Annotated in this window: 23 protein-coding genes and 1 pseudogene; 18 read left to right on the forward strand and 6 right to left on the reverse strand. The window is 59.5% G+C overall.

Annotated features, from left to right (window positions below; genetic code table 11):
- Positions 1 to 14 precede the first annotated feature (14 nt).
- The 5 genes and pseudogenes from EAO39_RS09345 (at position 15) to EAO39_RS09360 (ending at position 3,080) form a co-directional block, all read left to right on the forward strand.
- A complete protein-coding gene (locus tag EAO39_RS09345) occupies positions 15 to 1,004 on the forward strand; it encodes a CobW family GTP-binding protein (protein WP_120970873.1) in 990 nt (329 codons plus the stop codon).
- Between the two features lie 261 nt (positions 1,005 to 1,265).
- Positions 1,266 to 1,412 (forward strand): annotated as a pseudogene (locus tag EAO39_RS22920) (nitronate monooxygenase); the annotation flags it as partial.
- Positions 1,413 to 1,524: 112 nt separating this feature from the next.
- Positions 1,525 to 1,905 carry a hypothetical protein gene (locus tag EAO39_RS22925; RefSeq protein WP_240467123.1) on the forward strand — a complete coding sequence of 127 codons (381 nt, stop codon included), beginning with the start codon at positions 1,525 to 1,527 and terminating at the stop codon, positions 1,903 to 1,905.
- A gap of 28 nt (positions 1,906 to 1,933) precedes the next feature.
- Positions 1,934 to 2,209 (forward strand): DUF6306 domain-containing protein, encoded by a 276-nt coding sequence (locus EAO39_RS09355; RefSeq protein ID WP_240467084.1) that lies wholly within the window; start codon positions 1,934 to 1,936, stop codon positions 2,207 to 2,209.
- A 145-nt stretch (positions 2,210 to 2,354) separates the two neighbouring features.
- A complete protein-coding gene (locus tag EAO39_RS09360; protein ID WP_120967146.1) occupies positions 2,355 to 3,080 on the forward strand; it encodes an FAD-dependent oxidoreductase in 726 nt (241 codons plus the stop codon).
- 92 nt (positions 3,081 to 3,172) lie between these two features.
- On the opposite strand, the gene chrA is transcribed toward EAO39_RS09360, so the two are convergent.
- Positions 3,173 to 4,522, reverse strand: a complete 1,350-nt coding sequence (gene chrA, locus EAO39_RS09365) for a chromate efflux transporter (RefSeq protein WP_120967147.1) — start codon at positions 4,520 to 4,522, stop codon at positions 3,173 to 3,175.
- A gap of 355 nt (positions 4,523 to 4,877) precedes the next feature.
- Between chrA and EAO39_RS09370 the strand changes: the two genes are divergently transcribed.
- The gene (locus EAO39_RS09370) at positions 4,878 to 5,732 is read left to right on the forward strand and encodes a nitroreductase (protein WP_120967148.1); all 855 of its coding nucleotides are present in this window, start codon (positions 4,878 to 4,880) and stop codon (positions 5,730 to 5,732) included.
- 308 nt (positions 5,733 to 6,040) lie between these two features.
- On the forward strand, positions 6,041 to 6,367 hold the full coding sequence (locus EAO39_RS09375; RefSeq protein ID WP_120967149.1) for a LysR family transcriptional regulator: 327 nt from the start codon (positions 6,041 to 6,043) through the stop codon (positions 6,365 to 6,367).
- A gap of 34 nt (positions 6,368 to 6,401) precedes the next feature.
- Here EAO39_RS09375 and EAO39_RS09380 read toward each other — a convergent pair whose 3' ends face one another.
- Entirely contained in the window at positions 6,402 to 7,721 is a 1,320-nt protein-coding gene (locus EAO39_RS09380) for a DUF2325 domain-containing protein (protein ID WP_120967150.1), read from the reverse strand.
- A gap of 152 nt (positions 7,722 to 7,873) precedes the next feature.
- Between EAO39_RS09380 and EAO39_RS09385 the strand changes: the two genes are divergently transcribed.
- Positions 7,874 to 8,302 (forward strand): TOBE domain-containing protein, encoded by a 429-nt coding sequence (locus tag EAO39_RS09385; RefSeq protein ID WP_120967151.1) that lies wholly within the window; start codon positions 7,874 to 7,876, stop codon positions 8,300 to 8,302.
- 92 nt (positions 8,303 to 8,394) lie between these two features.
- Positions 8,395 to 8,679 carry a hypothetical protein gene (locus EAO39_RS09390; protein WP_120970875.1) on the forward strand — a complete coding sequence of 95 codons (285 nt, stop codon included), beginning with the start codon at positions 8,395 to 8,397 and terminating at the stop codon, positions 8,677 to 8,679.
- A gap of 252 nt (positions 8,680 to 8,931) precedes the next feature.
- Here the strand turns inward: EAO39_RS09390 and EAO39_RS09395 are convergent, their stop codons facing one another.
- Positions 8,932 to 9,336 (reverse strand): hypothetical protein, encoded by a 405-nt coding sequence (locus EAO39_RS09395; RefSeq protein WP_120967152.1) that lies wholly within the window; start codon positions 9,334 to 9,336, stop codon positions 8,932 to 8,934.
- Between the two features lie 315 nt (positions 9,337 to 9,651).
- Between EAO39_RS09395 and EAO39_RS09400 the strand changes: the two genes are divergently transcribed.
- The 9 genes from EAO39_RS09400 to rraA all read left to right on the forward strand — a co-directional run bounded on the left by EAO39_RS09400 (position 9,652) and on the right by rraA (position 17,793).
- Positions 9,652 to 10,698, forward strand: coding sequence for a methionine ABC transporter ATP-binding protein (locus EAO39_RS09400; protein ID WP_120967153.1), 1,047 nt, complete (start codon positions 9,652 to 9,654; stop codon positions 10,696 to 10,698).
- An 8-nt stretch (positions 10,699 to 10,706) separates the two neighbouring features.
- On the forward strand, positions 10,707 to 11,372 hold the full coding sequence (locus EAO39_RS09405; RefSeq protein ID WP_120967154.1) for a methionine ABC transporter permease: 666 nt from the start codon (positions 10,707 to 10,709) through the stop codon (positions 11,370 to 11,372).
- A gap of 141 nt (positions 11,373 to 11,513) precedes the next feature.
- Positions 11,514 to 11,822, forward strand: a complete 309-nt coding sequence (locus tag EAO39_RS09410) for a single-stranded DNA-binding protein (protein WP_120967155.1) — start codon at positions 11,514 to 11,516, stop codon at positions 11,820 to 11,822.
- A 191-nt stretch (positions 11,823 to 12,013) separates the two neighbouring features.
- Positions 12,014 to 12,814, forward strand: a complete 801-nt coding sequence (locus tag EAO39_RS09415) for a MetQ/NlpA family ABC transporter substrate-binding protein (protein ID WP_120967156.1) — start codon at positions 12,014 to 12,016, stop codon at positions 12,812 to 12,814.
- A gap of 47 nt (positions 12,815 to 12,861) precedes the next feature.
- On the forward strand, positions 12,862 to 13,254 hold the full coding sequence (locus EAO39_RS22515; protein ID WP_162989517.1) for a hypothetical protein: 393 nt from the start codon (positions 12,862 to 12,864) through the stop codon (positions 13,252 to 13,254).
- Positions 13,255 to 13,333: 79 nt separating this feature from the next.
- A complete protein-coding gene (locus EAO39_RS09420; RefSeq protein WP_120970877.1) occupies positions 13,334 to 14,239 on the forward strand; it encodes a LysR substrate-binding domain-containing protein in 906 nt (301 codons plus the stop codon).
- A 79-nt stretch (positions 14,240 to 14,318) separates the two neighbouring features.
- Positions 14,319 to 16,301, forward strand: a complete 1,983-nt coding sequence (locus EAO39_RS09425; protein WP_120967157.1) for an aconitase family protein — start codon at positions 14,319 to 14,321, stop codon at positions 16,299 to 16,301.
- A 64-nt stretch (positions 16,302 to 16,365) separates the two neighbouring features.
- On the forward strand, positions 16,366 to 17,307 hold the full coding sequence (locus EAO39_RS09430; protein WP_240467085.1) for a tripartite tricarboxylate transporter substrate binding protein: 942 nt from the start codon (positions 16,366 to 16,368) through the stop codon (positions 17,305 to 17,307).
- Between the two features lie 6 nt (positions 17,308 to 17,313).
- Positions 17,314 to 17,793 carry a ribonuclease E activity regulator RraA gene (rraA, locus tag EAO39_RS09435; RefSeq protein ID WP_120967159.1) on the forward strand — a complete coding sequence of 160 codons (480 nt, stop codon included), beginning with the start codon at positions 17,314 to 17,316 and terminating at the stop codon, positions 17,791 to 17,793.
- Positions 17,794 to 17,989: 196 nt separating this feature from the next.
- Here the strand turns inward: rraA and EAO39_RS09440 are convergent, their stop codons facing one another.
- Genes EAO39_RS09440 through EAO39_RS09450 form a run of 3 tightly spaced genes read right to left on the reverse strand, consistent with a single transcriptional unit; the run spans position 17,990 to position 21,435 of the window.
- On the reverse strand, positions 17,990 to 18,703 hold the full coding sequence (locus tag EAO39_RS09440) for a nitroreductase (protein WP_120967160.1): 714 nt from the start codon (positions 18,701 to 18,703) through the stop codon (positions 17,990 to 17,992).
- Between the two features lie 18 nt (positions 18,704 to 18,721).
- The gene (locus EAO39_RS09445; RefSeq protein ID WP_120967161.1) at positions 18,722 to 19,963 is read right to left on the reverse strand and encodes a thiolase family protein; all 1,242 of its coding nucleotides are present in this window, start codon (positions 19,961 to 19,963) and stop codon (positions 18,722 to 18,724) included.
- Entirely contained in the window at positions 19,951 to 21,435 is a 1,485-nt protein-coding gene (locus tag EAO39_RS09450) for an AMP-binding protein (protein ID WP_120970879.1), read from the reverse strand. Before EAO39_RS09450 ends, EAO39_RS09445 begins: the two co-directional genes overlap by 13 nt.
- Between the last annotated feature and the right edge of the window lie 9 nt (positions 21,436 to 21,444).

Consider the following 21,444-nt stretch of genomic DNA (forward strand, 5'->3'; position numbering starts at 1 on the left):
ACTGCTCGATGATCATGCAGGCCAAGCAACATGCTCCCATTCCGATGGTCGTCGTCGGCGGCTATCTTGGCGCAGGCAAAACTACCATGCTCAACCGCTTGCTCACGCAATCCGGTGATCTGCGTGTGGCGGTGCTGGTGAACGACTTTGGCGAGATCAACATCGATGCGGCGCTCATTCGCACGCGAAGTGACGATGTGATTCAGCTGGAGAACGGTTGCGTCTGCTGCTCGATTGGCGACAAGCTGGTGCAGGCGCTCGCCGAGATCAGTGAACGCGCGGATCGACCGGACCTGCTCGTGATCGAGGCCAGCGGTGTTTCCGATCCGCTGCGCATAGCGCAGGTCGGAATGCTTGATCGTGCATTCCGTTTGAATTCCATCGTGGTGCTCGCCGATGTCCTCGGGTTGCAGCGGCATCTGGCGGACCCGCTAATCGGTGACATGGTGCGCCAGCAGATGGCTGGTGCTACAGCATTGGTGCTGTCCAAATGTGATCTCGCCCGCGAGAGCGACATTGCGGCAGCTGGCGAATTGCTGTCGCGTATCGCACCACATGCCGTGAAATTCAGAGCCGATCACGGAATGCTTCCGATGTCCCTCTTTCTCGATGTAGAAAGCAGGCCCGAACGATCCATTCCAACACTGCTGAGTCCGCAGCCAGGTCGGCGCTGGAGCAAGCGCGCGTCGGATGCGCTACTGCATTGTGCAATCACGAGCTTTTCGATTCGCATGCAGGGCGAACAGTTCGACAAGCTGCGCCTCAAGCAGGCCCTGCGCGGTCTTCCCGCTGGAACGCTGCGTGCCAAGGGCATCGTTTGCATGCAGGGCAAAACGCGTCCTCAGGAGCTGCATGTAGTGGGTGGTCGCATGCGGATCACAGATGTAGAGCGGGACTCACTGACGGAGTCCGTGCTGGTCTTCATCGGCATATTTGCTGCAGGAGATGAGGAGCGGGTCCGGGACGAGCTGTGCGCTGCAATTGCGGCAGAGGCAGTGGCCTAGTCACGTATGGGGTCTGGGGTAGCTTGGCCCGAAACTTATTTTTGCAACAGCCTTGTCGCGAGCTCGAATCCCGCCATTCCGACCAAAATAGATAAGGGTTTATAGCTATGAAGTTAGGAGCGTTTTTCTATTGTTGCGCGTTTAACGAGCCATGAGTAACTGATGGGGCAGGGCATGAGGGAGTCGATGCGCTCATCGTTCAAGGTGTCGAGGCGGTTGGACATGTCTATGGGCGCCAACCGCTGAAAAATACTGGCGGATATGCCCGCCGTGGTGGATATTCCCGTGGCTGCCGCGGGCGAGATTGCCGCCGGTGAAACCGTGGCACACCTGTTTTCGCAAGGCGCGAAGGCCGCGGTATTGGGCGCCGCATTGCTAGCTACCAAGAAGTCATTTGCACATGCTTATCACAAGCAACGGATTGTCGAAGCAACCGTACAGGACACGGTGCTGACCGAAGACTTTCACATCAACTGGCCAGCGCATGCGGTGGTTCGTGTGCTGAGAAACAGCGTGGCGAATGGTGCCGCATACGCAGGCCCATCGGCAACCAATAGGCGAGGAAGCAGGCCGCCCCATTTATCTGTTCAGTACGGACTCACCGCTGCGCTCCATGACCGGCGATTTCGAGGCCATGGCGTTGTATGCGGGTCTGGGCGTGGCGCATATCGCCAGCAGTCCATCTGCGGCCGAGCGCATTGAGGAAATCATGCAGCATGCGCAGCTTGAATGGCATCGCTTGCACCCTCCGGAGGTCGAGCTGAGTTCACCCGTCTGCTACGCGCCGGAGTTTGAGCGTGCTCGTAATGCAGAACTGATTGAGAGCCTCAACGAGCTGTTGGAGGCCGAGCGTGCCGGGGGCTCAGACGCTGGCGCAAGTCCAGGATCCGGGCACGCGTAGTCTAGTTGAAGCGGTTTATCGCGATGAGGTGCAATGGTGCACCATGCTGCTGCATGCGATCCGGGCGATGGACGGGAAATCCAGCACTCGCACTGGCGATTTTTTCCAGAAAGCGATGGCTATCGTCGACGTGAATGAGCGCCTTGCGTTCCTGAACCGTGGGCAAGCCTGGGTTGCCAAGACGCTGAGAGAACTGCTGCCCATGGTCGAGGACCCGGTACTCAACCAGAATCTGGCGCGCATGCTGGACTCGCATGTCGGAAACCTCGACAAGGTGAATGAGCATCTTGCCCATCCAGGCTGATGCAGTGGCTGGACGGTGCTCGGAATGACAAGGGCCAGATCCATCCAATTCAACCCGTTGCTCATGCTGGCTATCGATTAGCAGGAATATTGGAGTCAGTGCAGGCATCCAATGTGTAGATCTATCGATTACCAAGGAGTGGGCCATGGGCATAGAGCACAGCAAAATTCTTGCGCGCCAAGAAGTCGCGCAAGGCACGATGGCGTTTCATCTTGCCAAGCCGGCGGGGTTCGAGTTCCGTCCTGGGCAGGCGTTCGAGATCCTGCTGCCGGGTGCAAGCTCCGAGGCAAGCCAGGAGGAGCGTGGTCACGCGTTTTCCATTGTCAGTGCGCCGCACGAGAACGAATTGATGTTTGCCACGCGTATGAGGGACAGTGTTTACAAGCGCGCGCTTGGAGCTCTTCCCGTGGGCGCTGAACTGGATATAGATGGGCCGTTCGGCTCGCTGACCTTGCACAAAAACACGGCGCGGGCGGGCGTGCTCATTGCTGGTGGAATTGGAGTTACACCTTTCATGAGCATGCTGCGGCATGCGGCAATGCAGCGGTCGCCGCAGGATCTACTGCTGCTGTATTCGAATCGTCGCCCCGAAGATGCAGCGTTTCTCTCCGAGCTTCAGGCGCTCGCAAAGCAGCATCCGAAATTTAGACTCAAGGCCACCATGACCGATATGGCGCACTCTTTTGAAAGTTGGAGCGGAGATACGCAAAAAATCGACAGTGCATGGGTTCAACAGGCTATCGAGGGCTTAACCAATCCGATTTTCTATGTGGCCGGGCCGCCTGCCATGGTCGCTGCCATGCAGCAGATGCTGGTAGCTGCAGGTATTGATGAAGACGATGTGCGCAGCGAGGAGTTTTATGGATATTGAATGGCTTGAGGCTTTATAGAAATCACTGTGAGCGTGGTGGCGCACTACAGTGAATGCTCTTCTATCCACCCCAGGCCCTGCTGTGGTTAGAGTCAGAGGCGTACAAGCAGTCCCGTCAAGCCTGCAGCCACAATGACATAGATCACATTGACCTTAAAGCGCAATAACGCAACGGCCGCAGCCACGCCTATCGCTATCGACGCCCAATCGATGCTGCCGGCAAGACCCCGAGGCCATATGACGTGATAGGCAAAAAAGACCGCGAGGTTCAGTATGACCCCCACCACTGCTGCGGTGATGCCGACCAGTGGCGCGGTGAACTTCAGCTTGCCGTGGGTGGATTCAATGAAGGGTCCGCCAATCAAAATGAAAAAGAAAGACGGTAAAAAAGTAAAAAAGGTCACGACCATTGCCGCTACAACTCCAGCCAGCAGCAGTGAATCCGACCCGAAGATGGCTTTGGTCCAGCCGCCTACGAAGGCTACGAAGCTCACCACCATGATGAGAGGGCCGGGAGTCGTCTCACCCAAGGCCAAGCCGTCGATCATTTGCGTCGCCGTCAGCCAATGAAAATTTTCCACTGCACCTTGGTAGACATAGGGAAGCACCGCATAAGCGCCGCCAAAGGTCATGAGTGCCGCTTTGGTGAAAAACCACCCCATCTGCACCAGCGGTGAATGCGGTCCGAAAAGCGCAGCAAGAACGCCAAGGACGCCTCCCCACAGGGCCACACAGACAAAAAGCACGGACCAGAAGCGTCGCCAAGTGAACTTGGCATGAGGCGGGGCAGGGGTTGTGTCGTCTATGAGTGCAGGCCTGATCTCCGAAGGCTTCGTTCCTGTTTCGTGCCTGGTGCCGCCGCCAAAAGCCTCGGGGCGCACCTTGCTGCCCAAGAATCCGACAGCGGCTGCCGCCATGACGATCAGCGGAAACGGAACATTCAGCATAAAGATGGCAAGGAATGCCGCAGCAGCAATACTCCAATGCCAACTGTTCTTAAGCGATCTGGAGCCCACACGGTAGGCGGCCTGTGCCACGAGTGCTGTTACCGCAGGTTTTATGCCGTAGAAAAAGCCCGCGATGACTGGCACGTCACCGTGAGCCATGTACAGCCAGGCGAGAGCAATGATGATGAATAGCGAAGGTAGAACGAAGAGCACGCCAGCCAAAACGCCGCCCCATGTTCGATGCAGCAGCCAGCCCAGGTAGGTTGCAAGTTGCTGGGCTTCAGGCCCAGGTAGCAGCATGCAGTAGTTCAAGGCGTGGAGGAAGCGCTTCTCCGAAATCCATCGGCGGCGATCCACAAGTTCTTCGTGCATGAGCGCAATCTGACCTGCGGGTCCGCCAAAACTGATGAAACCGAGTTTCAACCAAAAGCGCAGGGCTTCTGAGAGCGAGAGAGCGGTGGCCGGGTCGGTCGACCTGGGCAAAGCGGTGTCCATAAAAACTCCATAGAGGATGCCCAGCGCTTGGACGGGACACCGTCTACCCTTGCAGGACGGGAGGCTGCTTTCCCGATCAATAAATTCTAAACTAAATGCTCAAATGAACAGCAGTGTTGCTAGATTGTGAGCAATGCGTGGATTGCCGCAATAGCAAAACTGTCTCCGTTCAATAGTTCCGGTCGCTTCCATGGAAATGCAATAAACAGAAGAATGCATTCGTTATATTTAATGAGATATAGCGAATGTAGACTTGTCGCTCCATACTATTGCAATGGAATTTCTGCGACTTAGCTTGAGCAATCCATGACCGAAAAAATGATCTCCTCACGCGACAGAGGAGGCTGAGGTGCCGATGAAGCCGAATCAAATTTCCTACTTCCTGGCTTTGCATCGCGAGCAAGACTGGGCCAAGGCCGCCGCAGCCTGTGAAGTTTCGACGCTTGAGTTGCTGAAGGTGGTGGAGAAAGCGGAGAGCGAACATGGCTGTGCACTCGTGAAGGCTGGATCTCCATTTCAAGGCTTCACCGTAGAAGGGAAAAAAGTGATAGCACAAGCCCAGCAGCTATCCAATGCGATGGCTACGCTGGAACAGTGCTTCACGGAATCGCGCAGAAAACGTGCGGTGGCTCCATTGCTGGATCGCCGTTCCATTTCTCCAAAGCGCTTATGCTCGCCGCCGCCAGATGCAGCAGCCATCGAATTGATGACGGTTGCTGCGCTCAGTGCACCAGATCATGGGGGCCTGCATCCTTGGCGCATCATTGCGTTTGGAGCAGATCAAAGAGAAGCTTTGGCAGATCTGTTCGTGCAGGAGAAACTGCGCCGCGACCCTTTGGCATCTAGAGACGATATCCAACGGGCACGCGAGCATGCGACCCGCAGTCCTGCCTTGCTCGCTTTTGTTGTATCGCCGAAAGCAAGGGCACGAGTCCCCGCACGTGAGCAATTGCTTACGGCCGGCGCTGCTTTGGGGAATTTCATGAATGCAGCGCACCAGTTGGGTTTCGGCGCCATCTCGCTCAGTGGCGAGCGCTGCTTCGACCCCATACTCAGCGTCCAACTGGGTCTGACGAGCAGTGAATACTTGGCGTGCTTCATCAGTCTAGGCAGTATTGCCGAGCCTCCTGTACCAAAAAGCAAGGCGGCACCCAGCGCTGTATTGAGTCACTGGATCCCTTGCACGACCGCTATTGGGCAAGCCGTCTGACGGCTGCGGCCGAAAGCGCGCGCCAGCTCTATTGAAGCCTCAACACGCCAGCACATCTGGCACAAACTTGTGCCCAAGTTCGGGCCCGAGAAATAGACCGTCATGGTGGATGAACCACTGGTTTCGACTAGGCCCTTAAGATGCGAGACCCGTCCGGGGCACTTACTTGTCTTTGGCCTCCAGGGCGCTCCACCCGCCTTCAATTCTTTTACCGCCCTGTTGGCGGAACGCACTTTTATTCACGCACCAATATGCCAAAACCTGTCGTGCCAACTGCTGAAAACCTTGCCCCTTTTGTGAAGTTGCGCATGCGAGTCGTTGTTGGTGGCATCAATGCCATCGGCCCCGGAAAAATAGAGCTTTTGGAAGCGATAGAGGCAAGCAAATCCATAGCTGCCGCTGCGAAATCTCTGGGCATGTCTTACCGTCGGGCCTGGCTTTTGGTTGATGAACTCAATCAAGGACTGAGCTCTCCTGCTGTAGCGAAAGCCACAGGCGGCTCTCATGGCGGAGGGTCGGAACTTACCGAAACCGGTCATCAAGTGCTTGCGCTTTACCGGGGCATCGAGCGACAAGCTTTCGAAGCATGCAAAGCCGATATGCAAAAGCTGCTGGCGCTGGTTCATGGAACTTGAATTCTTCGATACCCGTGTCTCGCGTATCGGCAAACTAGCTGTGTCGCAAGCAAAGCTGCGGTCGGAGTGCTGCAGTCTTGACATCATCCGCAAGCTCGCGTTTGAGGGTGGCGGCAAAGCAGGCCAAGCTGGCACTTCGTAGCGGAACAAAGGGCACCTGATGGCGTTCGCTGAGGCGCTTGAGCTTGGTGACAGAGTCATGGTCTACACAGTCCACAGGAAAAACAACCAGGCTGGCGCGTGGCAGCAGGCTGTCCAGCAGTCCTTTGCGGTCCTCCAAGCCCCCGTCATGGTGTAGAAACTCCCCACCTCGGCGGCATACATAGTCACGAATCGAAGGGGTAGAGCTGGGTCTTCCGCCAACGTAGAGGACCCGTTGAGCCTGTAGCGTCGCGCTGTTTTCACCAGACGGGCGGACAGCAGCGACTACTCCGCTATGCAACTCGCTGAGATGATGCAACTCCGCTTCTGCTGCTGCCAGCTCCTCCGCCAGGTATTGCCCATGCTTTTGCAAATGTGCCAACTGCTCTTGCAGCTGCAGTAACTGCTCTTGCGCCGCATGCGCCAGCTGCTCGGCGCGCTCTCGTCTTTGGGTCTGCAGCACTACCAATTGGTTTGCTTCTGGTGGAGCGCAACGATCACTCAACTGAGTCCGATACTGTGCAACGCTGTTTTCCAGTCGCACAAGCTGTTGCCGCATTTGCTCTGCAATCTGGTCGCGCTCCTGAACCAGTTGCTGCCTACGCTGTTGCTCGCGATCCAGACGTTCACGAAGATCGGCATTTTCTTTTTCCAGCGCCACGAAGCGTTGCAACTCATGGCGGTTGGACGCGGCCATCAGATGCGAAAGCATATGCACCTCGCCAAATACCATTTGGCGCAAGTCTGCCGTGGTCTTCTTATGCGTCAGCACCGCCCAATAGGCACCAGTAATATCGCCCTGTGCCCAGGCATCGCGCCAGCGCTCCGTCAAGGCCGTCTCATCCTTGGCCGTTGAAAAGGTTCTCACGGCGCCCGCATGGCGCTGGTCCAACGCCTTGTGCAGAGCCTTGGATACCTCTCCGATCTGCCCCGCCATGACCACCGCCGTGTGATGTATTTCGAGGTCGCTGAGGTCTTTGACGGCGATGTGCTTGGCCATGAGCTTTCGCAGTTCAGCAGCGCTGAGGCAATTGCCCACAATCGAGCAATGCAAGGGGGTGTCCATTTCATGAAGCTTGGCACGCGTACTTGAAACACATGCGCCGACATCAAGGCCGTGGTGTTCACAGCATCCGACAGATGGCGGGTTTGCCACATTGCTGCCGGTTACATCCAATCCTCCCAGATTGCGCTTGAATGGGGGTGCAAACATCTTCGGCCTCGCTTGGTGGTAACTGCAGTATGTCGTAATATACTGTTGAATATAACGAATCTCGTCGCACGCCTCTGAAATACACTCGCGGCAGACTGCAGCGCATGACTTCGCTTCAGATGCATCAAGAGAAACCAGCTTAGGAGTTCGAAATGAGAGCCAGTGCACGAAATCAATTGACCGGTACGGTGACCAGCATTCGCGATGGCAGCGTCAATGACGAGATCGAACTGCAAACAGTTTCAGGCATCAAGATTGTGGCCAGCGTCACCCGCTCAAGCCGCGAAATCATGGCCTTGAATGTAGGTGTTGCCGTCACGGCGCTGATCAAAGCATCGGCTGTGGTGCTGGTGACCGATGCAGAAGGCATGCGGTTTTCTGCAAGAAACCAGTTGACTGGCGTTGTGGCGCGAGTGAACAAGGGTGCGGTCAATTCCGAAGTTCTGCTGAATTTGAACGCCGGTGAGCAGTTGGTGGCCGTCGTCACTAACGAGAGTGCTGACAATTTGGATTTGGCTGTGGGCCAGGCGGGAACCGCGTTGTTTAAAGCCGGTAGCGCGATCCTGGCGGTGAAGGCCTAGGCGTCAGCTCTGTTGACCGACTGTCTCGCACCGTCCTGCCGACGCATTCTCGAATCCAAAAATCCCTGAAACGGCATAAACGGATGGTTGATATGGGCAGTCAAAAACTGACGCTGGAAGAGCGCTTGCAGGTTCTGGAAATACTGATGGAAGAGTCGATATGGGGCCCGTACCTGGACCAGCCGGAACAGCGAAAAGCCATAGCCTCCGCGCTATACACCCGGCTGGAAGTGGTCAAGCGGCATCAGGTCTATCCGCCTGGCGTTGTCTCTGCTTTGTATGCGCATGCGGATGCGCTTTCCGAGCTCGACAACACGCCGGATGCGCTCAAACCCATGCTACGGCCGCTGGCGCGGCCATCTGAAAGGTCCAACTGAGGCGTAGAAGTCAGGTGTGATGGACCCCTCACCTGGCTCTGGCCTTGCTAAAGCTTGTCAGAGTCTTGTGGTTGCCCGCTTTTCGCAAGGAGAGCGGGTTTTCTTATGGCGCGACGCCGGGGCTGCATTGAGAGGGGAATCTCTACTGTCGCAGCTATGGGCCTTTGAATAAGAAATTAGTGTTCGAAGTTGGTTGAGGCCAATCAACATAGGCGCTAGCTGCTATGTATTCAGGACTGAAGCAGCCTTTCCTCAACCCGGCATGCCAAATAGATCGTATGCATCCAGCAAGGCATAGGCGATCTCCGGCTTGCGTTCCAGCCCCTTGCGGATGGCAGCGGGAATGCTTTGCCTGGTCTTGCGGCACAGGCCGGGCTGGTCGGTAATCTCGATCTGTATGCCGCGCATGGTGCGCACTTCGGCCCGGCCCGGGCCTATGCTGATGCTCAGCCCCAGTTGCTCGGCCATGCGCTGTTGCATATGGCGCAGATCCTGCAAGCTGCTGATGGATTCCAGCCGCAGCAGCAGACGCTTTTCTTCCTCGCGCGTGAGCATGAGAATGCGCCAATCGGCGCCAGGAGTGGCCAGCAATCTCTCGCGCTCGCAAATGCAGGAGCCTGGCGGGCATTCGGTGCGAATCGGAGGTGTCGTTGGCATTGCAGCTGCGGGGAGCAAGGTCGGGGTGAGGCTCTGAGGCGTCGAAGGTTGATGCCATATTAAGCTGCTGCCGCAAGCATTTACACAGGGGAGACACGCATTGGGGGCTGTGGCTCTACGTGTATCCACTTGTCCCAGTTGTCATCAGGTTTGAGCAGACTCAGGCATAGTTGAGGGTTATCGCTAGGGTCGGGGCTTGCTCCGCCCGCAATCAAGACATGAGGTGGAGTGCGCGCAGTGTTTGCGGCGCTCACGGGATCATTTACTTTTTTGAGAGCGCACAGCGCAGCATTGCTGCGGGATGCGCCGTTATTCATGATTGAAATTCGGGATCTATCCCTGACTTACAAAGGTCCGAAAGGGCCGGTGCACGCACTGCACAACATCCATCTGGAAATCGCCTCGGGCGAGGTGTTCGGCATCATCGGCCGCTCCGGCGCGGGTAAAAGCTCGCTGGTGCGCTGCCTGAACCTGCTCAACCGTCCCACCAGCGGTCAGGTGGTGGTCAACGGTCGCGATCTGATGACGCTCTCGGACGCAGAGCTGCGTGCTGCGCGCCGCGATATCGGCATGGTGTTTCAGCATTTCAACCTGCTGTCCTCGCGCACCGTCTATGACAACGTGGCCTTGCCACTGGAGCTGGCCGGTGCCAGCAAGGACGACATCTACAAACGCGTCACACCGCTGCTGGAACTGGTGGGTCTTGACCATCTGTCCGATCGCTATCCCGCACAGATTTCGGGCGGGCAAAAGCAGCGCGTGGGTATTGCCCGGGCGCTGGCCAGCAACCCCAAGGTACTGCTGAGCGACGAGGCCACCAGCGCGCTGGACCCCGAAACCACCCGTTCCATTCTTGATCTGCTGCGCAAGGTCAATCGCGAGCTGGGCGTGACCGTGGTTTTGATCACCCACCAGATGCAGGTGATCAAGCAGATCGCCGACCGCGTGGCCGTGATTGACGGTGGCGAGATTGCCGAGCTGGGTTCGGTGATCGAGGTGTTCACCCGTCCGCAACAGGCAATTACCAAGAGCCTGATTGATGAAATCGTGCCCCAGGAGCTGCCCGAGTCCGTGATGAAGCGCGTGGGCCAACTGGCGGCTCAGCTGCAGCCCGGCCAGCAAGGCCAGCTCTTGCGCCTGTCGTACGCTGGCGAAAGTGCCTATCAGCCGATTCTGTCGCATCTGATCCGCGAGCTGGGCCTGGATCTGTCCATACTGCACGGCCAGATTGATGAAATTCAGGAGCAGACCTTTGGCTCGCTGGCGGTGTATGCCAGCGGCGATGCAGCCAGGATTGAAGCCGCCATCGCCCATCTGCGCGCCAGCGGCGTGCAAGTGCAGATTGTGCCCAGCAAGGATTGAGAGCCACCATGTTTGAGAATTTTTCGGAAATGATGCTGCAGCTGCTGGTGGACTCCCTGTGGGAGACCGTCATCATGGTCGGCATTTCGGGCCTGATCGGCGGTCTGATCGGCATTCCCCTGGGCGTGTTTCTGCGCCTGACGGATCACGGCGGCATCTTGCAAAACGGCCCGGCCAACAAACTGGTGGGCTGGATCGTGAACGCGCTGCGCTCCACGCCTTTCATCATCTTGCTGGTGGCCATCATCCCGCTGACGCGTTTGATCACCGGCTCCTCCATCGGCACCTGGGCGGCGGTGGTTCCGCTGACCATTGCGGCTGCGCCGTTTGTGGCCCGCCTGGTTGAAACCGCGCTGCGCGAAGTGGATAACGGTCTGGTGGAAGCCGCTCAGTCCATGGGCGCGTCGACGGCGCAGATCGTCTGGAAGGTTTTGCTGCCCGAGGCCTTGCCCGGCATCGTGGCCGGCCTGACCATCAGCTTTGTCAGCCTGACAGGCTATTCGGCCATGGCCGGTGCCATTGGCGGCGGTGGTCTGGGCGACCTGGGCATTCGCTACGGCTATCAGCGCTTCTTGCCCGATGTGATGCTGGTGGTGGTCATCATCCTGATCTTTTTTGTGCAGATCATTCAAAGCCTGGGCGACTGGGCCGTGCGCCGCCTCAGCCATCGCTGATCGACACACGGAACATTACGAAAAGTTAACCGGGCGGCCAGCAGGCTGAAAGCGGCTGCCCCTAAAATACAAATTCAAATTTTTTTGACAGGCCGCTCGCAACCGCGGGCGGCCACTATTTTTTCTAGATAGATAAAGCAAATGATGGATGGTTTGATCACCGGCCGACTGACCGGTATTCCTGAAAGCCGCGTGGACCGCAACCGCCGCCCCTATATGGTGGCCCGCATGCGCGCCAACGCTGGCGATGGTTCTTCTATTCCTGTGAATATTGTGGCTTTTGATGCAGCGCCTTGCGCCGTGCTGCGCAGTCTTGCCGAAGGCGATGCCATTGCCTTGCGCGGCAGCATCACCCCCAAGGTCTGGATCGATCGCCAGGAGGAGGCGCATGCCGTGCTCGACGTGGTGGCGCAGCAAGTGATGGCTGCACCCAGCCTGTCGGATCTCTAAGCGCCAATCAAACAGTCATTCAAGCCCGCAGCTGCAAAGCTGGCGGGCTTTTTTCATGGCTCGGCCGCACGCTGGCGAGCATTTGCCACTCTGTAGTTAGCAAGTGAGCAATCTGTCTAAGCCTGAGCACTCAAAGCCCGGCGGCAGACGGTAAAGTGTAAGACATCGCTTTTTTGCCCCAAGGAATACTCATGCTGACCAAGCGCGCACTTTTGCGTAGCACCCTGGCCCTGGCCGCTGCTGCCACCCTGGGCTTTTCTGCTCACGCCAACGACCAGACCCTCAAGATCGGTGTAACGGCAGGCCCCCACGCTCAGATCATGGAAGTGGTCAAGAAAGTGGCGGCCAAGAACAGTCTGAATCTCAAGATCGTCGAGTTTGGTGATTATGTGCAGCCCAATGCCGCACTGTCCGCTGGTGATCTGGATGCCAACAGCTACCAGCACCGCCCCTATCTGGATGCACAGGTTAAAGACCGTGGTTACAAGATCGGTTGGGTGGCCGATACGGTGAATTTCCCCATCGGTATCTACTCCAAGAAGATCAAGAAGCTTGCCGACCTGCCCAACGGAGCCAAGTTCGGCCTGCCCAACGATCCCACCAATGGCGGCCGAGCCCTGCTGCTGTTGCAATCGCAAGGCCTGATCAAGCTCAAGGACAACGCGGGCCTCAAGGCCACGCCGCTGGATGTGGTCTCCAACCCCAAGAAGCTCAAGTTTGTGGAGCTTGATGCTGCCCAACTGCCGCGCTCTCTGGATGACCTGGATGCGTCCACCGTCAACACCAATTTTGCGATTGCGGCGGGCCTGAACCCCAAGAGCGATGCGATTGCGCTGGAATCGGCCAAGAACCCCTATGTGAACATTCTGGTGGTGCGCGACGCCGACAAGCAAAAGCCCTGGGTGCCTGCGCTGATCAAGTCCTACCAATCGGAAGAAGTGCGCCAGTTCATCGACAAGGAATTCAAGGGCTCGGTGTTCCCGGCGTTTTAAGCGCCAAGGTGCCTAGTGGTTTTGCCGCCTCCCTCTTTGGGGGCGGCATGGCTGCGGCGCTGTACTGCCTTGAAGCCTCAAGCGGCGGCAAACAAAGTATGGAATGCGCCGCCCCATGGCGCAGTTCGCAAAAGCGCCGTCACGCCGCAACCAAGGTGTTGAGCCAAGTGCTTGCCAAAGCATCGACGGAGCAATGCGGCGTCGATTACCGGTTTCTGCTCTATCCGAGAAGCTCGGAATTCACCGCCCAGGGCGCAAGTCCTGCATGCGGGTTGATGACGGCTTTGTTGCTGCTATGCTCGCCCTCGTATCCGTTTTACTTAATTTCCACGGTGTTCGAGTGCATGCCAAAGCTGCCTCTCCAAGGCGTGCCGTTGATTACCGTGGAGCAAGCCACAAAACACCGGTCATGCCAATTTCTTCGCAGCTTTTCAAAATGAAGCTTCCCGGTGTGCCTCTTTGCCAGCGGTTGATCAGGAGCCGGCGCGCTCCTTCAGCGCTCATGTCATCGATGCCGCGATGAATGCATTTCCTGCTCCACCCAGGCGCCTGGATGCCTATAGCTTGCGACTGTTTGTCGCTGTTGCCCATGCAGGCTCCATTGCAAGAGCTGCGGAGCTGGAGCATATAGCCTCGTCGGCACTGAGTCGTCGGCTGGCCGATCTGGAACACTCCTTTGGGACGCCTTTGTTGGTGCGCTCGCCGCGGGGGGTCACATTGACCGATGCGGGACGCATCGTTTTCGAACGTGGTCTGCAGATAGACAATGAGTTGCAGGGGCTGGTTCGGGAGGTTCAAGGGCATGGCGAAGAGGTAAGAGGGACGGTTCGCCTTTATGCCAATATGTCGGCGGTCATTGGCTTTCTGCCTGAAAAACTGTCGCTGTTCAAAGCTCGCTTTCCGCATGTACGGATCTCGCTGCATGAGGCTGACACGCGCGAAGTCCTAAGAGCATGTCTTGATGACCGCGCCGACCTGGGTGTGGGTGTGGCCGTTGCCGTCCCGTCCGGTGTGGACTCCTGGTATTTCGCCACCGATCCATTGCAGGTGGTCATTCCGAGAGGACACTCTCTGTCTGAGTCCGAGACCGTTGATTTTTCCAGGGCGCTCGAATTCCCTCTCATAGGAGTGCACCAGGGCGGATCTTTGGATCGCTTGCTGCACGAGCGTGCTGAGGCTGCGCAGATGCGTTTCACGCCCGAGGTGTCCTTGAGCAGTTTTGACGCCGTATGCCGGATGGTGGAGGCGGGCCTTGGCATTGCCGTGATTCCCCAAAGTGCCGCAGCGGCCTATGCAGGAACGGCTGGCTTTATACGACGGCCATTGGCAGACCCGTGGGCGCATCGGGAGCTGCGTCTTTATGCCTTGCGACGTCAGCCCCAGCTTCGTTCGACCCAGGCCTTGATGGACGTGCTTTCCGGGTAAGTCCGGGTGCCGATTCTTGCGCTATCCCCCGTGCTGCCTTAGCGCTACCCGGCAATGCCGCTGCGCTTGATGATGCGGCATGCAAACCCCATTACCTTCCAGCGTCCGTTTTTCGCCTCGCATCCTCTACCTTAGCCAATGCCCAGCCATGGTGAAAAAGGTAGTTGTTGGTCAGCAGGTCCGACTGGCCGACGCAGGGCCTCTGCGCGACGATGTGTCCACGGACGAGATCACTCCGATCGCAATTCTCACGAACTTTGATGACGAGCTAGGGCGCTATCCCTACTCGGGGTTCAAAGCCGGGGGCGAATTTCCGATTGCCGTCGATGCGATGCGTGGCAGTGGAATTCAGGTCGTCGTTGCGGGAAGACGTTACGGCAAAGGCTCTTCCAGAGAGCACAGCCCCGCTGCGGAAAAGCTTGCCGGTGTTCAGCTGGTGATTGCCGAGAGTTTCGAGCGCATCTACCGGCAGAACGCGGACAACATCGGACTCATCACCTCCACGGATTTCAGCTTGATTGCCCGAATTGAAGCAGGAGAGGATATCCGCTGGGAAGAGCTTGTAGCAGGGCGGGACGCGCTTGCGGCAGCGATTCTCAGGCAAGGTGGTCTGCTGTCCTTTGGCCGGGCGCATCTGGGCCGGATTTCTGCATCGGGTGAAATCACCAGCACAAGGCCGCGCACCCTGTTCGAGAAGATCGTGGCCAGACATGCGCTGACTACGGAAGTGACATCGGCAGATCCTGCGCCTGGTGACGGTGCCTTCGTGCAGGCCGACTGGCGCTTCATTCACGAGTACTACACCGGCATGGCGGCGCACATGCTGCATGCTGCCTTTGGCAGGCCGCTCAGTCTCAACGATCCCCAGTCCATTCTCGTCTTCGAGGACCACACTTCCTATGTGCAAGAAAGCCCGGCCCATGTCAGAGCTGGCCTGGTTTCAAACGTTCACCGCATGGTCCGGGCACAGCGCGACTTTGCCGGCGAGTACCGTCTGACCACGCACCGCACGCTGACTGAGCTGGAGGCCAGGGAAGACGACGGCAGCAACGTTGCGGGTATTTCACACGCCATGATGGCCGAACGTTATGCGCTGCCAGGGCAACTGGTCGTGGGAACGGACTCCCACACTCCGCATAGCGGAGCACTCGGTTGTGTTGCGTTCGGCATAGGCACAACCGATATGGCGAACGCCTTCGTCACGGGGGCGGTGCGGCTGACGGTTCCGCAGAGTCTGCGCATTGTTCTCGAGGGAAAGCTGGCTCCTGGGGTGACGGCCAAGGATGTTGTGCTGCATCTGCTGGCCCAGCCGCAAATCCGCGCGGGTGGCGGCGTTGGAAAGGTCTTTGAGTTCACCGGGGCGGTGATCGAACAGATGAGCACCGATGAGCGCGCCACTCTGACCAATATGACGGCCGAGCTTGGAGGGTTCACCGGGATTGTTGCGCCCGATGGGGAGACCGAGCGATTTCTGCGAGAGCGGCGTGGCGTGCAGTTTGTGGTCGAGGACTGGATGTGCAGCGACCCGGACGCAAGCTATGCGCAAACCATTGGTATTGACTGTTCGACGGTGCCCGCCATGGTGGCCTCCCCGGGAGATCCCGGCAACGGCCGTGCGCTGAGGTCGCTGGGGCAGAAGGTGCGCATAGACATTGCGTATGGCGGCTCATGTACGGCCGGAAAGCGGGAGGACTTCGAGCATTACCACGAGGTGTTGCGATGGGCTGCTGATCGCGGCTTGCGCGTGGCAAGTGGTGTAGAGCTTTTTCTTCAATTCGGCACCACTGCGGTTCGTGACCATTGTGTGGCGGCCGGATACATCGATGCCTTTGAGCGCGTCGGCGCGCGGATGCTTCAGCCCTCCTGCGGCGCTTGCGGCAACTGCGGCCCCGGCGGCTCCATTCGTTCCGATCAGGTCACGGTCAGCGCCATCAATCGCAATTTTCCGGGTCGAGGAGGGCCGGGCAGTGTCTGGCTCGCGAGTCCGCCAACGGTCGCGGCCAGCGCGATAGCGGGCGAGCTCATGTCGTTTGAAGAGCTAAAGCAGCGCTTTCCCAACTGATAGCAAGAAAAAGGAGACAACGATGAAATTCGCCCCTAGCAAACGCAAGTTTTTTCCACTGTTGATGGCCACTCTGGCCTTTGCGTCACAGCCGGCAAGCGCGCAACTGCTGGCTTCCGGCAAGCCCATCCGCCTGGTGGTCCCGCTCACGGCAGGCTCCACGGTGGATGCCGTGGCGCGTGCATTGGGGCCTGGCCTGGGGCGGGCGACCGGCCATCCCATCGTGGTCGAGAATGTGGTGGGGGCCGGAGGCATTCCCGGCACGACACAAGTCGTCAAGGCGCCCAAGGACGGCCTCACGCTGGGCATGATTTCATCGAACCATGTCATCAATCCAGGAATCTTCAAATCCATTCCTTACGACAGTCTCAAGGACATTACACCCATCGCCGTTCTGGTGACGGTGCCGCTGGTGCTGGTCGTCAATGCCAAACTTCCCGTCAGAAATCTGCAGGAGTTGCTGGCATACGCCAAAGCCCATCCTGGCGCGCTGAACTATGGATCGGCGGGCAATGGCAGCACGCTGCACCTGGCTGGCGAGTTGATGATCGCCGAGACCGGCATCGACATGAAGCATGTGCCTTACCGCGGCACGGGTCCACTCATTACGGATCTGGTCGGCGGTCAGGTGCAGCTGGGTTTTGTTTCGGTATCTCAGGTCGTTCCACAACTGAAGGCCGGAACATTGCGCGCGCTTGCCGTCTCTACTGCGGTCCGGTCAAGCGCTCTTCCTGACGTGCCCACGATGGCCGAAGCCGGTGTGCCGGCATACAGCTTCGATGCCTGGATTGCATTGATCGGCCCCGCCGGGCTTGGCAAAGCCCTCGTCGACAGCTATGCCGCAGCCGTCAAATCGGCCATGACCTCGCCAGAGGCTCAAGCGGCAATCGCTGGACAAGGCTTGATGATTGTCGAGAAAGGCCCGAATGAAGCGCCTGCCTTTTTCCAATCCGAACTGGCCAAGCATCAGAAATTGGTGAAGCTGTCAGGGGCCACGCTGAATTGAGTAAATATGCAAGTCAAGACCTCAGATCTTTGTGACCGCCTGGGGCTAGCGGCTCGGGTATGCCGAGCGAATTGGCAGTCATATGGCGGTCGTCATGCTGCTTCCGGCCGTATACAGACGCTGCGCACCTATGAGGATGCTGCGCTGATTCGCACGACTCTTGCCGGTCCGGGCGAGGGGCGCGTGTTGGTGGTGGATGCTGGTGGCTCTCTTCGTGTTGCCGTACTTGGTGACAACATGGCACGCATGGCGCTGGAAAATGGGTGGGCAGGTCTGATCATCCATGGCGCCGTACGTGACGTGCAAGTTCTGGCCAGCCTTGGAATTGCCATTTTTGCCCTGGGTCATACCCCACTGCGCGCAGGGCGTTCCGGGTTGGGAGAGATTGGCGTGACGCTGAGCATGGCTGGAAACCTCATGCGTCCGGGCGCTTTTATTGCGGCAGACAGGGATGGGGTGGTGGTCGCTGACGACGACATTGCCTAAGAACCATGCTGCCGTCTGCGCGGAGTCGGTTCGTCCCAGTCCCTGCGCATCAGGCAATGTTCCATGCACTGCCGCAGTTTTCGATGACCGGTCTCTGTAACTTGTATAGCTGCTTGCGCAGGCCTGGATTGGGTTGTGGGTAGGAAATACCTTAAAACCCATGAAAAAAATGCGCAAGCAGCTCTGATTTTTGGAGTCAGCTCAGCTCGGTGAAATACTCCGCCAGCGGCGCGCGCGTGGTTTGTGTCTGGTTGACAGGGGCATTGGGATCGGCCCAGCCCAAGGCCATGCCGCAGACGATGTGCTGCGTCTCGGCCAGGCCCAGCACGCGGCGCACGGTGGCGGGATAGGAGGCCAGGGCGCCGATGGCGCAACTGCCCAGGCCGTGGGCGGCTGCGGCCAGCTGCAGGCCGTACAGGGCCATGCCCAGATCCATATAGCCGCCGTGACCAAAGTGCGAATCTATCGTCACCACCAGGGCTACGGGCGCATCAAAAAAACGGTAGTTGCGCGCAAATTGCGCATCGCGCCCGGCACGGTCGTCGCGGCCCACGCCCAGGGCGTTGTACAAGGCCTGGGCCGATGCGGCTTGCCGCCGTTTGAGCTGCATGGGCATGGGGCGGGGAAAGTAGGCATAGTCCTCGCACTCGGGGACCTTGGCTTCATAGTCGGCCAGCAGCGCCTCAGACAGCTGCTGGCGCAGGGCGCCGCTGACGGCGATGAAGCGCCCGGGTTGCAGATTGCCGCCGCTGGGCGCCTGGCGGGCCGTGGTCAGCAAGGTGTGCAGCAGCTGCGCGGGCACGGCATCGGCTTGATAGGCGCGAATGGAGCGGCGCTGCAGCATCAAGGCCAGAGCGGGGCTTTCAGCTGCTGTTTCAGATGAAATCGCCGTGTGGTGCATATCAGTCATGCGGTATCAGCTATCAATTTAAGAGTTTCTGGTGACTGCTTGCACCAGACAGGCTGCGCCAATGCCGCCTGCACCGGCAATGGCGGCCAGTCCCAGGAGTGGCGCAGATGACGGCTCTCTGGCCTGTGATGGTTTTTGCAAGTGCTGCAACTGGGCCAGGGTACGCACCAGTGCAATGGCGCCCGAGGCGGCAATCGGATGGCCGCGCGCCAGGCCGCTGCCCATGGGGTTGAGGCTGGCCAGCGGCAGGCCCAGCTCCTGGCAGAACGCCAGGGCCTGCACGGCAAAAGCATCGTGCAACTCAATGGCAGAAATATCAGCGACGGACAGCGCCGCGCGCTCCAGCAGCTTGCGGGTGGCGGCAGCAGCCGAGAGCAGCGGGGTTTCGGGCGGGCCGCCCACGCTGGCGCTGGCCAGCCAGTGGGCGGGGGGCGCCAACTTCAAGCGTTGGCAGGCCTGGTGCGTGGCCATCAGCACCAGGGCCGCGCCGTCGGCCTTGGCGGCAATGGTGAGGGCGCTGAGCGCAAAGTCGCGCGGGTTCTGACCGGCCGTTTGGCCGCTGCCCATGGCGACCATGGGCATACGTGCGGCTCGCTCGGTGCGCAAGGCGCGGGGATAGGCGTCATGCGCCAGACCGGCTACGGGAATGATTTCCTGGCTCAGCTGTGCCTGGGTCTGCAGCGCCCGTGCGTGGCTTTGCACCGCATAGGCTTCCTGGGCGCCGCGGCCAAAGCCCTGGGCCAGGGCGTAATCGGCTGCGGACTGCAGCATGTCCGGGTCTCGCGCGGCATCGGGTGCGAACGGGGGGCGCTCATAGCTTTGGGGTGTTTCGCCTGCATGGCGGGGCCGAGTCTGGCGAATGGGGGCGCGGCTCCAGGCTTCGGCGCCGCCGGCAATCACCACCTCGGCCTGGCCCGATTGCAGCAGGCCTGCGGCCAGGGCGATGGCGTCCAGCCCGGAGCAGCACTGGGTATCCACGCTGTGGGCGGCGCAGCGGTCGGGCAGGCCGGCGGCCAGCGCCAGCATGCGCGCCGGATTGCCGCCCGCGCCCAGGGCATTGCCCAGCACCACGGCGTCCACGGCATCGGGTTTGAGGCCGATTTGAGCCAGCAGCCCAAGCAGCACGGGCGCTGCAAGCTCATGGATCGATAGCGAAGACAGCGCGCCACCCAGCGGAGCGACCGGGCTGCGCGCCCAGGCAAGTATGGGCAGGGAGCGCAGGGGAGAGTGAAGGCCCGAGTCCAAACCTAGGCCTGCCATGGCGTCAGCTCCAGGCTGGTGCTTTGCCCGGCCTGCTGGGCGACAAGCGCCTGGCCCAGGCCTGCGTGGTCGGTCTTGCCGCTGGCTGTTAGCGGCCAGTCGCCGGCAATCCACCAGTGGCGTGGCGCCTTGAAGGCCTCCATGCGCTCGCGCAGCCACTGGCCCAGCTCCAGAGCGCTGGGCCGTGCCTCGCCCGTCTCATGCCACTGAATGACGGCGTGCACCTGCATGCCGCGCAGCGCATCGTTTTGCCCGTGCAGCGAGGCATGGGCAATCTGCGGATGGCTTTGCAGCAGGTTTTCCACTTCTTCGGGAAACAGGTTTTTGCCCTGGGTCACGATCATGCGGCTTTGTCGCCCGGCCAGGCACAGCATGCCGCGCTCGTCGATATGGCCTATATCGCGTACCGAAAGCCAGGGCCCGTCGCGCAGCACGCCGGTGCGGTCCTGGGCGTCGCCCATATAGTCCATGAACAGCATGGGGCTGCGCACATAGATCAGTCCGTCCAAGGATGGATTGGACACGCAGGCACTGTCTAGATCGGCGCTGTGGGCCGAGAGAGGGCGGATGTCCAGCTCCACATTGCTGAAGGGCCGGCCCACGGCCTGGGGCGAGCAAGGCTCGTCGGCATCCAGCCAGGTGATGAAGCTGGCTTCTGAGGCACCATAAAACTCGATGATGCGCGCCTGGGGGAAGAGCCGGCGCAGGGCGGCCGTGTGAGAGCGCATCCAGCGCGCGCCGCTGATGGTGATGAGCTTCACTGCGGCAATAGGCGGCAGCTGGCGGTGCGCCGCCCATTGCAGCATCAGCAGCAACTGGCTGGGCACGGCAACCAGACAAGGCGTCTCGCCCAGAGCCAGCGTGGCAAGGCCGCGCGCGGCAGAGAATTTTTCCTGCAGCACGGCACCGCTGCCGTTCCACAGCGCCTGCACGGCGGCAAACAGAAACAGCGAGTGCGAGATACGCCCCGGGGCCAGCGTGCGTAGCCCGGCCACGGCGCCAAAATCCTGCAGGCTGACGCGAAAGCTCTCGGTCCAGGAGCGGTGATGGCGCACAAAGCCTTTGGGCAGACCGGTGCTGCCCGAGGTAAAGCCGGCATAAAACGGGCTGGTGGCCGAGGCCTGGCTGATGCTGCAAGGCGTGGTGGGCAGCCAGCTTTCGATGCGTTGGCGCACGGCAGCGGGCCAGTCGGGATCGGCCACGGCGGCGCAGCGGCCGCTGCGAATGATGGCCAGAAAGCCCACCACGCGCTCCAGCGTGCTCTGGTTGGCATCCAGCAGCACCATGGCCGGTGCCTGCTGCGCGATCAGGTTGCCGGCGCGGCGTTCCACCTCGGCATGCAGCTGGGCAAAGGTGTAGCTATGGGTTTCGGTGTGCAGTGCCAGCGTATGGGGGCGTTGCTCTGCCCAATGGGCGATCGGGCCGTGCACCAGCGTCCAAAAGCCCTGCAGGGGCTGGGCCAGCGGGTGCATTTCTGGCGC

Origin of the sequence: Comamonas sp. lk, assembly GCF_900564145.1 — a bacterium.
Lineage (GTDB): Bacteria > Pseudomonadota > Gammaproteobacteria > Burkholderiales > Burkholderiaceae_C > Comamonas.

Bases quoted from the DNA above. Each gene is read 5' to 3' on its own strand.
- EAO39_RS09345 (WP_120970873.1), top strand. From the start codon at position 15: ATGCAGGCCAAGCAACATGCTCCCATTCCGATGGTCGTCGTCGGCGGC.
- EAO39_RS22925 (WP_240467123.1), top strand. From the start codon at position 1,525: ATGGTGCCGCATACGCAGGCCCATCGGCAACCAATAGGCGAGGAAGCA.
- EAO39_RS09360 (WP_120967146.1), top strand. From the start codon at position 2,355: ATGGGCATAGAGCACAGCAAAATTCTTGCGCGCCAAGAAGTCGCGCAA.
- chrA (WP_120967147.1), bottom strand. From the start codon at position 4,522: ATGGACACCGCTTTGCCCAGGTCGACCGACCCGGCCACCGCTCTCTCG.
- EAO39_RS09370 (WP_120967148.1), top strand. From the start codon at position 4,878: ATGAAGCCGAATCAAATTTCCTACTTCCTGGCTTTGCATCGCGAGCAA.
- EAO39_RS09375 (WP_120967149.1), top strand. From the start codon at position 6,041: ATGCGAGTCGTTGTTGGTGGCATCAATGCCATCGGCCCCGGAAAAATA.
- EAO39_RS09380 (WP_120967150.1), bottom strand. From the start codon at position 7,721: ATGTTTGCACCCCCATTCAAGCGCAATCTGGGAGGATTGGATGTAACC.
- EAO39_RS09385 (WP_120967151.1), top strand. From the start codon at position 7,874: ATGAGAGCCAGTGCACGAAATCAATTGACCGGTACGGTGACCAGCATT.
- EAO39_RS09390 (WP_120970875.1), top strand. From the start codon at position 8,395: ATGGGCAGTCAAAAACTGACGCTGGAAGAGCGCTTGCAGGTTCTGGAA.
- EAO39_RS09395 (WP_120967152.1), bottom strand. From the start codon at position 9,336: ATGCCAACGACACCTCCGATTCGCACCGAATGCCCGCCAGGCTCCTGC.
- EAO39_RS09400 (WP_120967153.1), top strand. From the start codon at position 9,652: ATGATTGAAATTCGGGATCTATCCCTGACTTACAAAGGTCCGAAAGGG.
- EAO39_RS09405 (WP_120967154.1), top strand. From the start codon at position 10,707: ATGTTTGAGAATTTTTCGGAAATGATGCTGCAGCTGCTGGTGGACTCC.
- EAO39_RS09410 (WP_120967155.1), top strand. From the start codon at position 11,514: ATGATGGATGGTTTGATCACCGGCCGACTGACCGGTATTCCTGAAAGC.
- EAO39_RS09415 (WP_120967156.1), top strand. From the start codon at position 12,014: ATGCTGACCAAGCGCGCACTTTTGCGTAGCACCCTGGCCCTGGCCGCT.
- EAO39_RS22515 (WP_162989517.1), top strand. From the start codon at position 12,862: ATGGCTGCGGCGCTGTACTGCCTTGAAGCCTCAAGCGGCGGCAAACAA.
- EAO39_RS09420 (WP_120970877.1), top strand. From the start codon at position 13,334: ATGAATGCATTTCCTGCTCCACCCAGGCGCCTGGATGCCTATAGCTTG.
- EAO39_RS09425 (WP_120967157.1), top strand. From the start codon at position 14,319: ATGCAAACCCCATTACCTTCCAGCGTCCGTTTTTCGCCTCGCATCCTC.
- EAO39_RS09430 (WP_240467085.1), top strand. From the start codon at position 16,366: ATGGCCACTCTGGCCTTTGCGTCACAGCCGGCAAGCGCGCAACTGCTG.
- rraA (WP_120967159.1), top strand. From the start codon at position 17,314: ATGCAAGTCAAGACCTCAGATCTTTGTGACCGCCTGGGGCTAGCGGCT.
- EAO39_RS09440 (WP_120967160.1), bottom strand. From the start codon at position 18,703: ATGACTGATATGCACCACACGGCGATTTCATCTGAAACAGCAGCTGAA.
- EAO39_RS09445 (WP_120967161.1), bottom strand. From the start codon at position 19,963: ATGGCAGGCCTAGGTTTGGACTCGGGCCTTCACTCTCCCCTGCGCTCC.
- EAO39_RS09450 (WP_120970879.1), bottom strand. From the start codon at position 21,435: ATGCACCCGCTGGCCCAGCCCCTGCAGGGCTTTTGGACGCTGGTGCAC.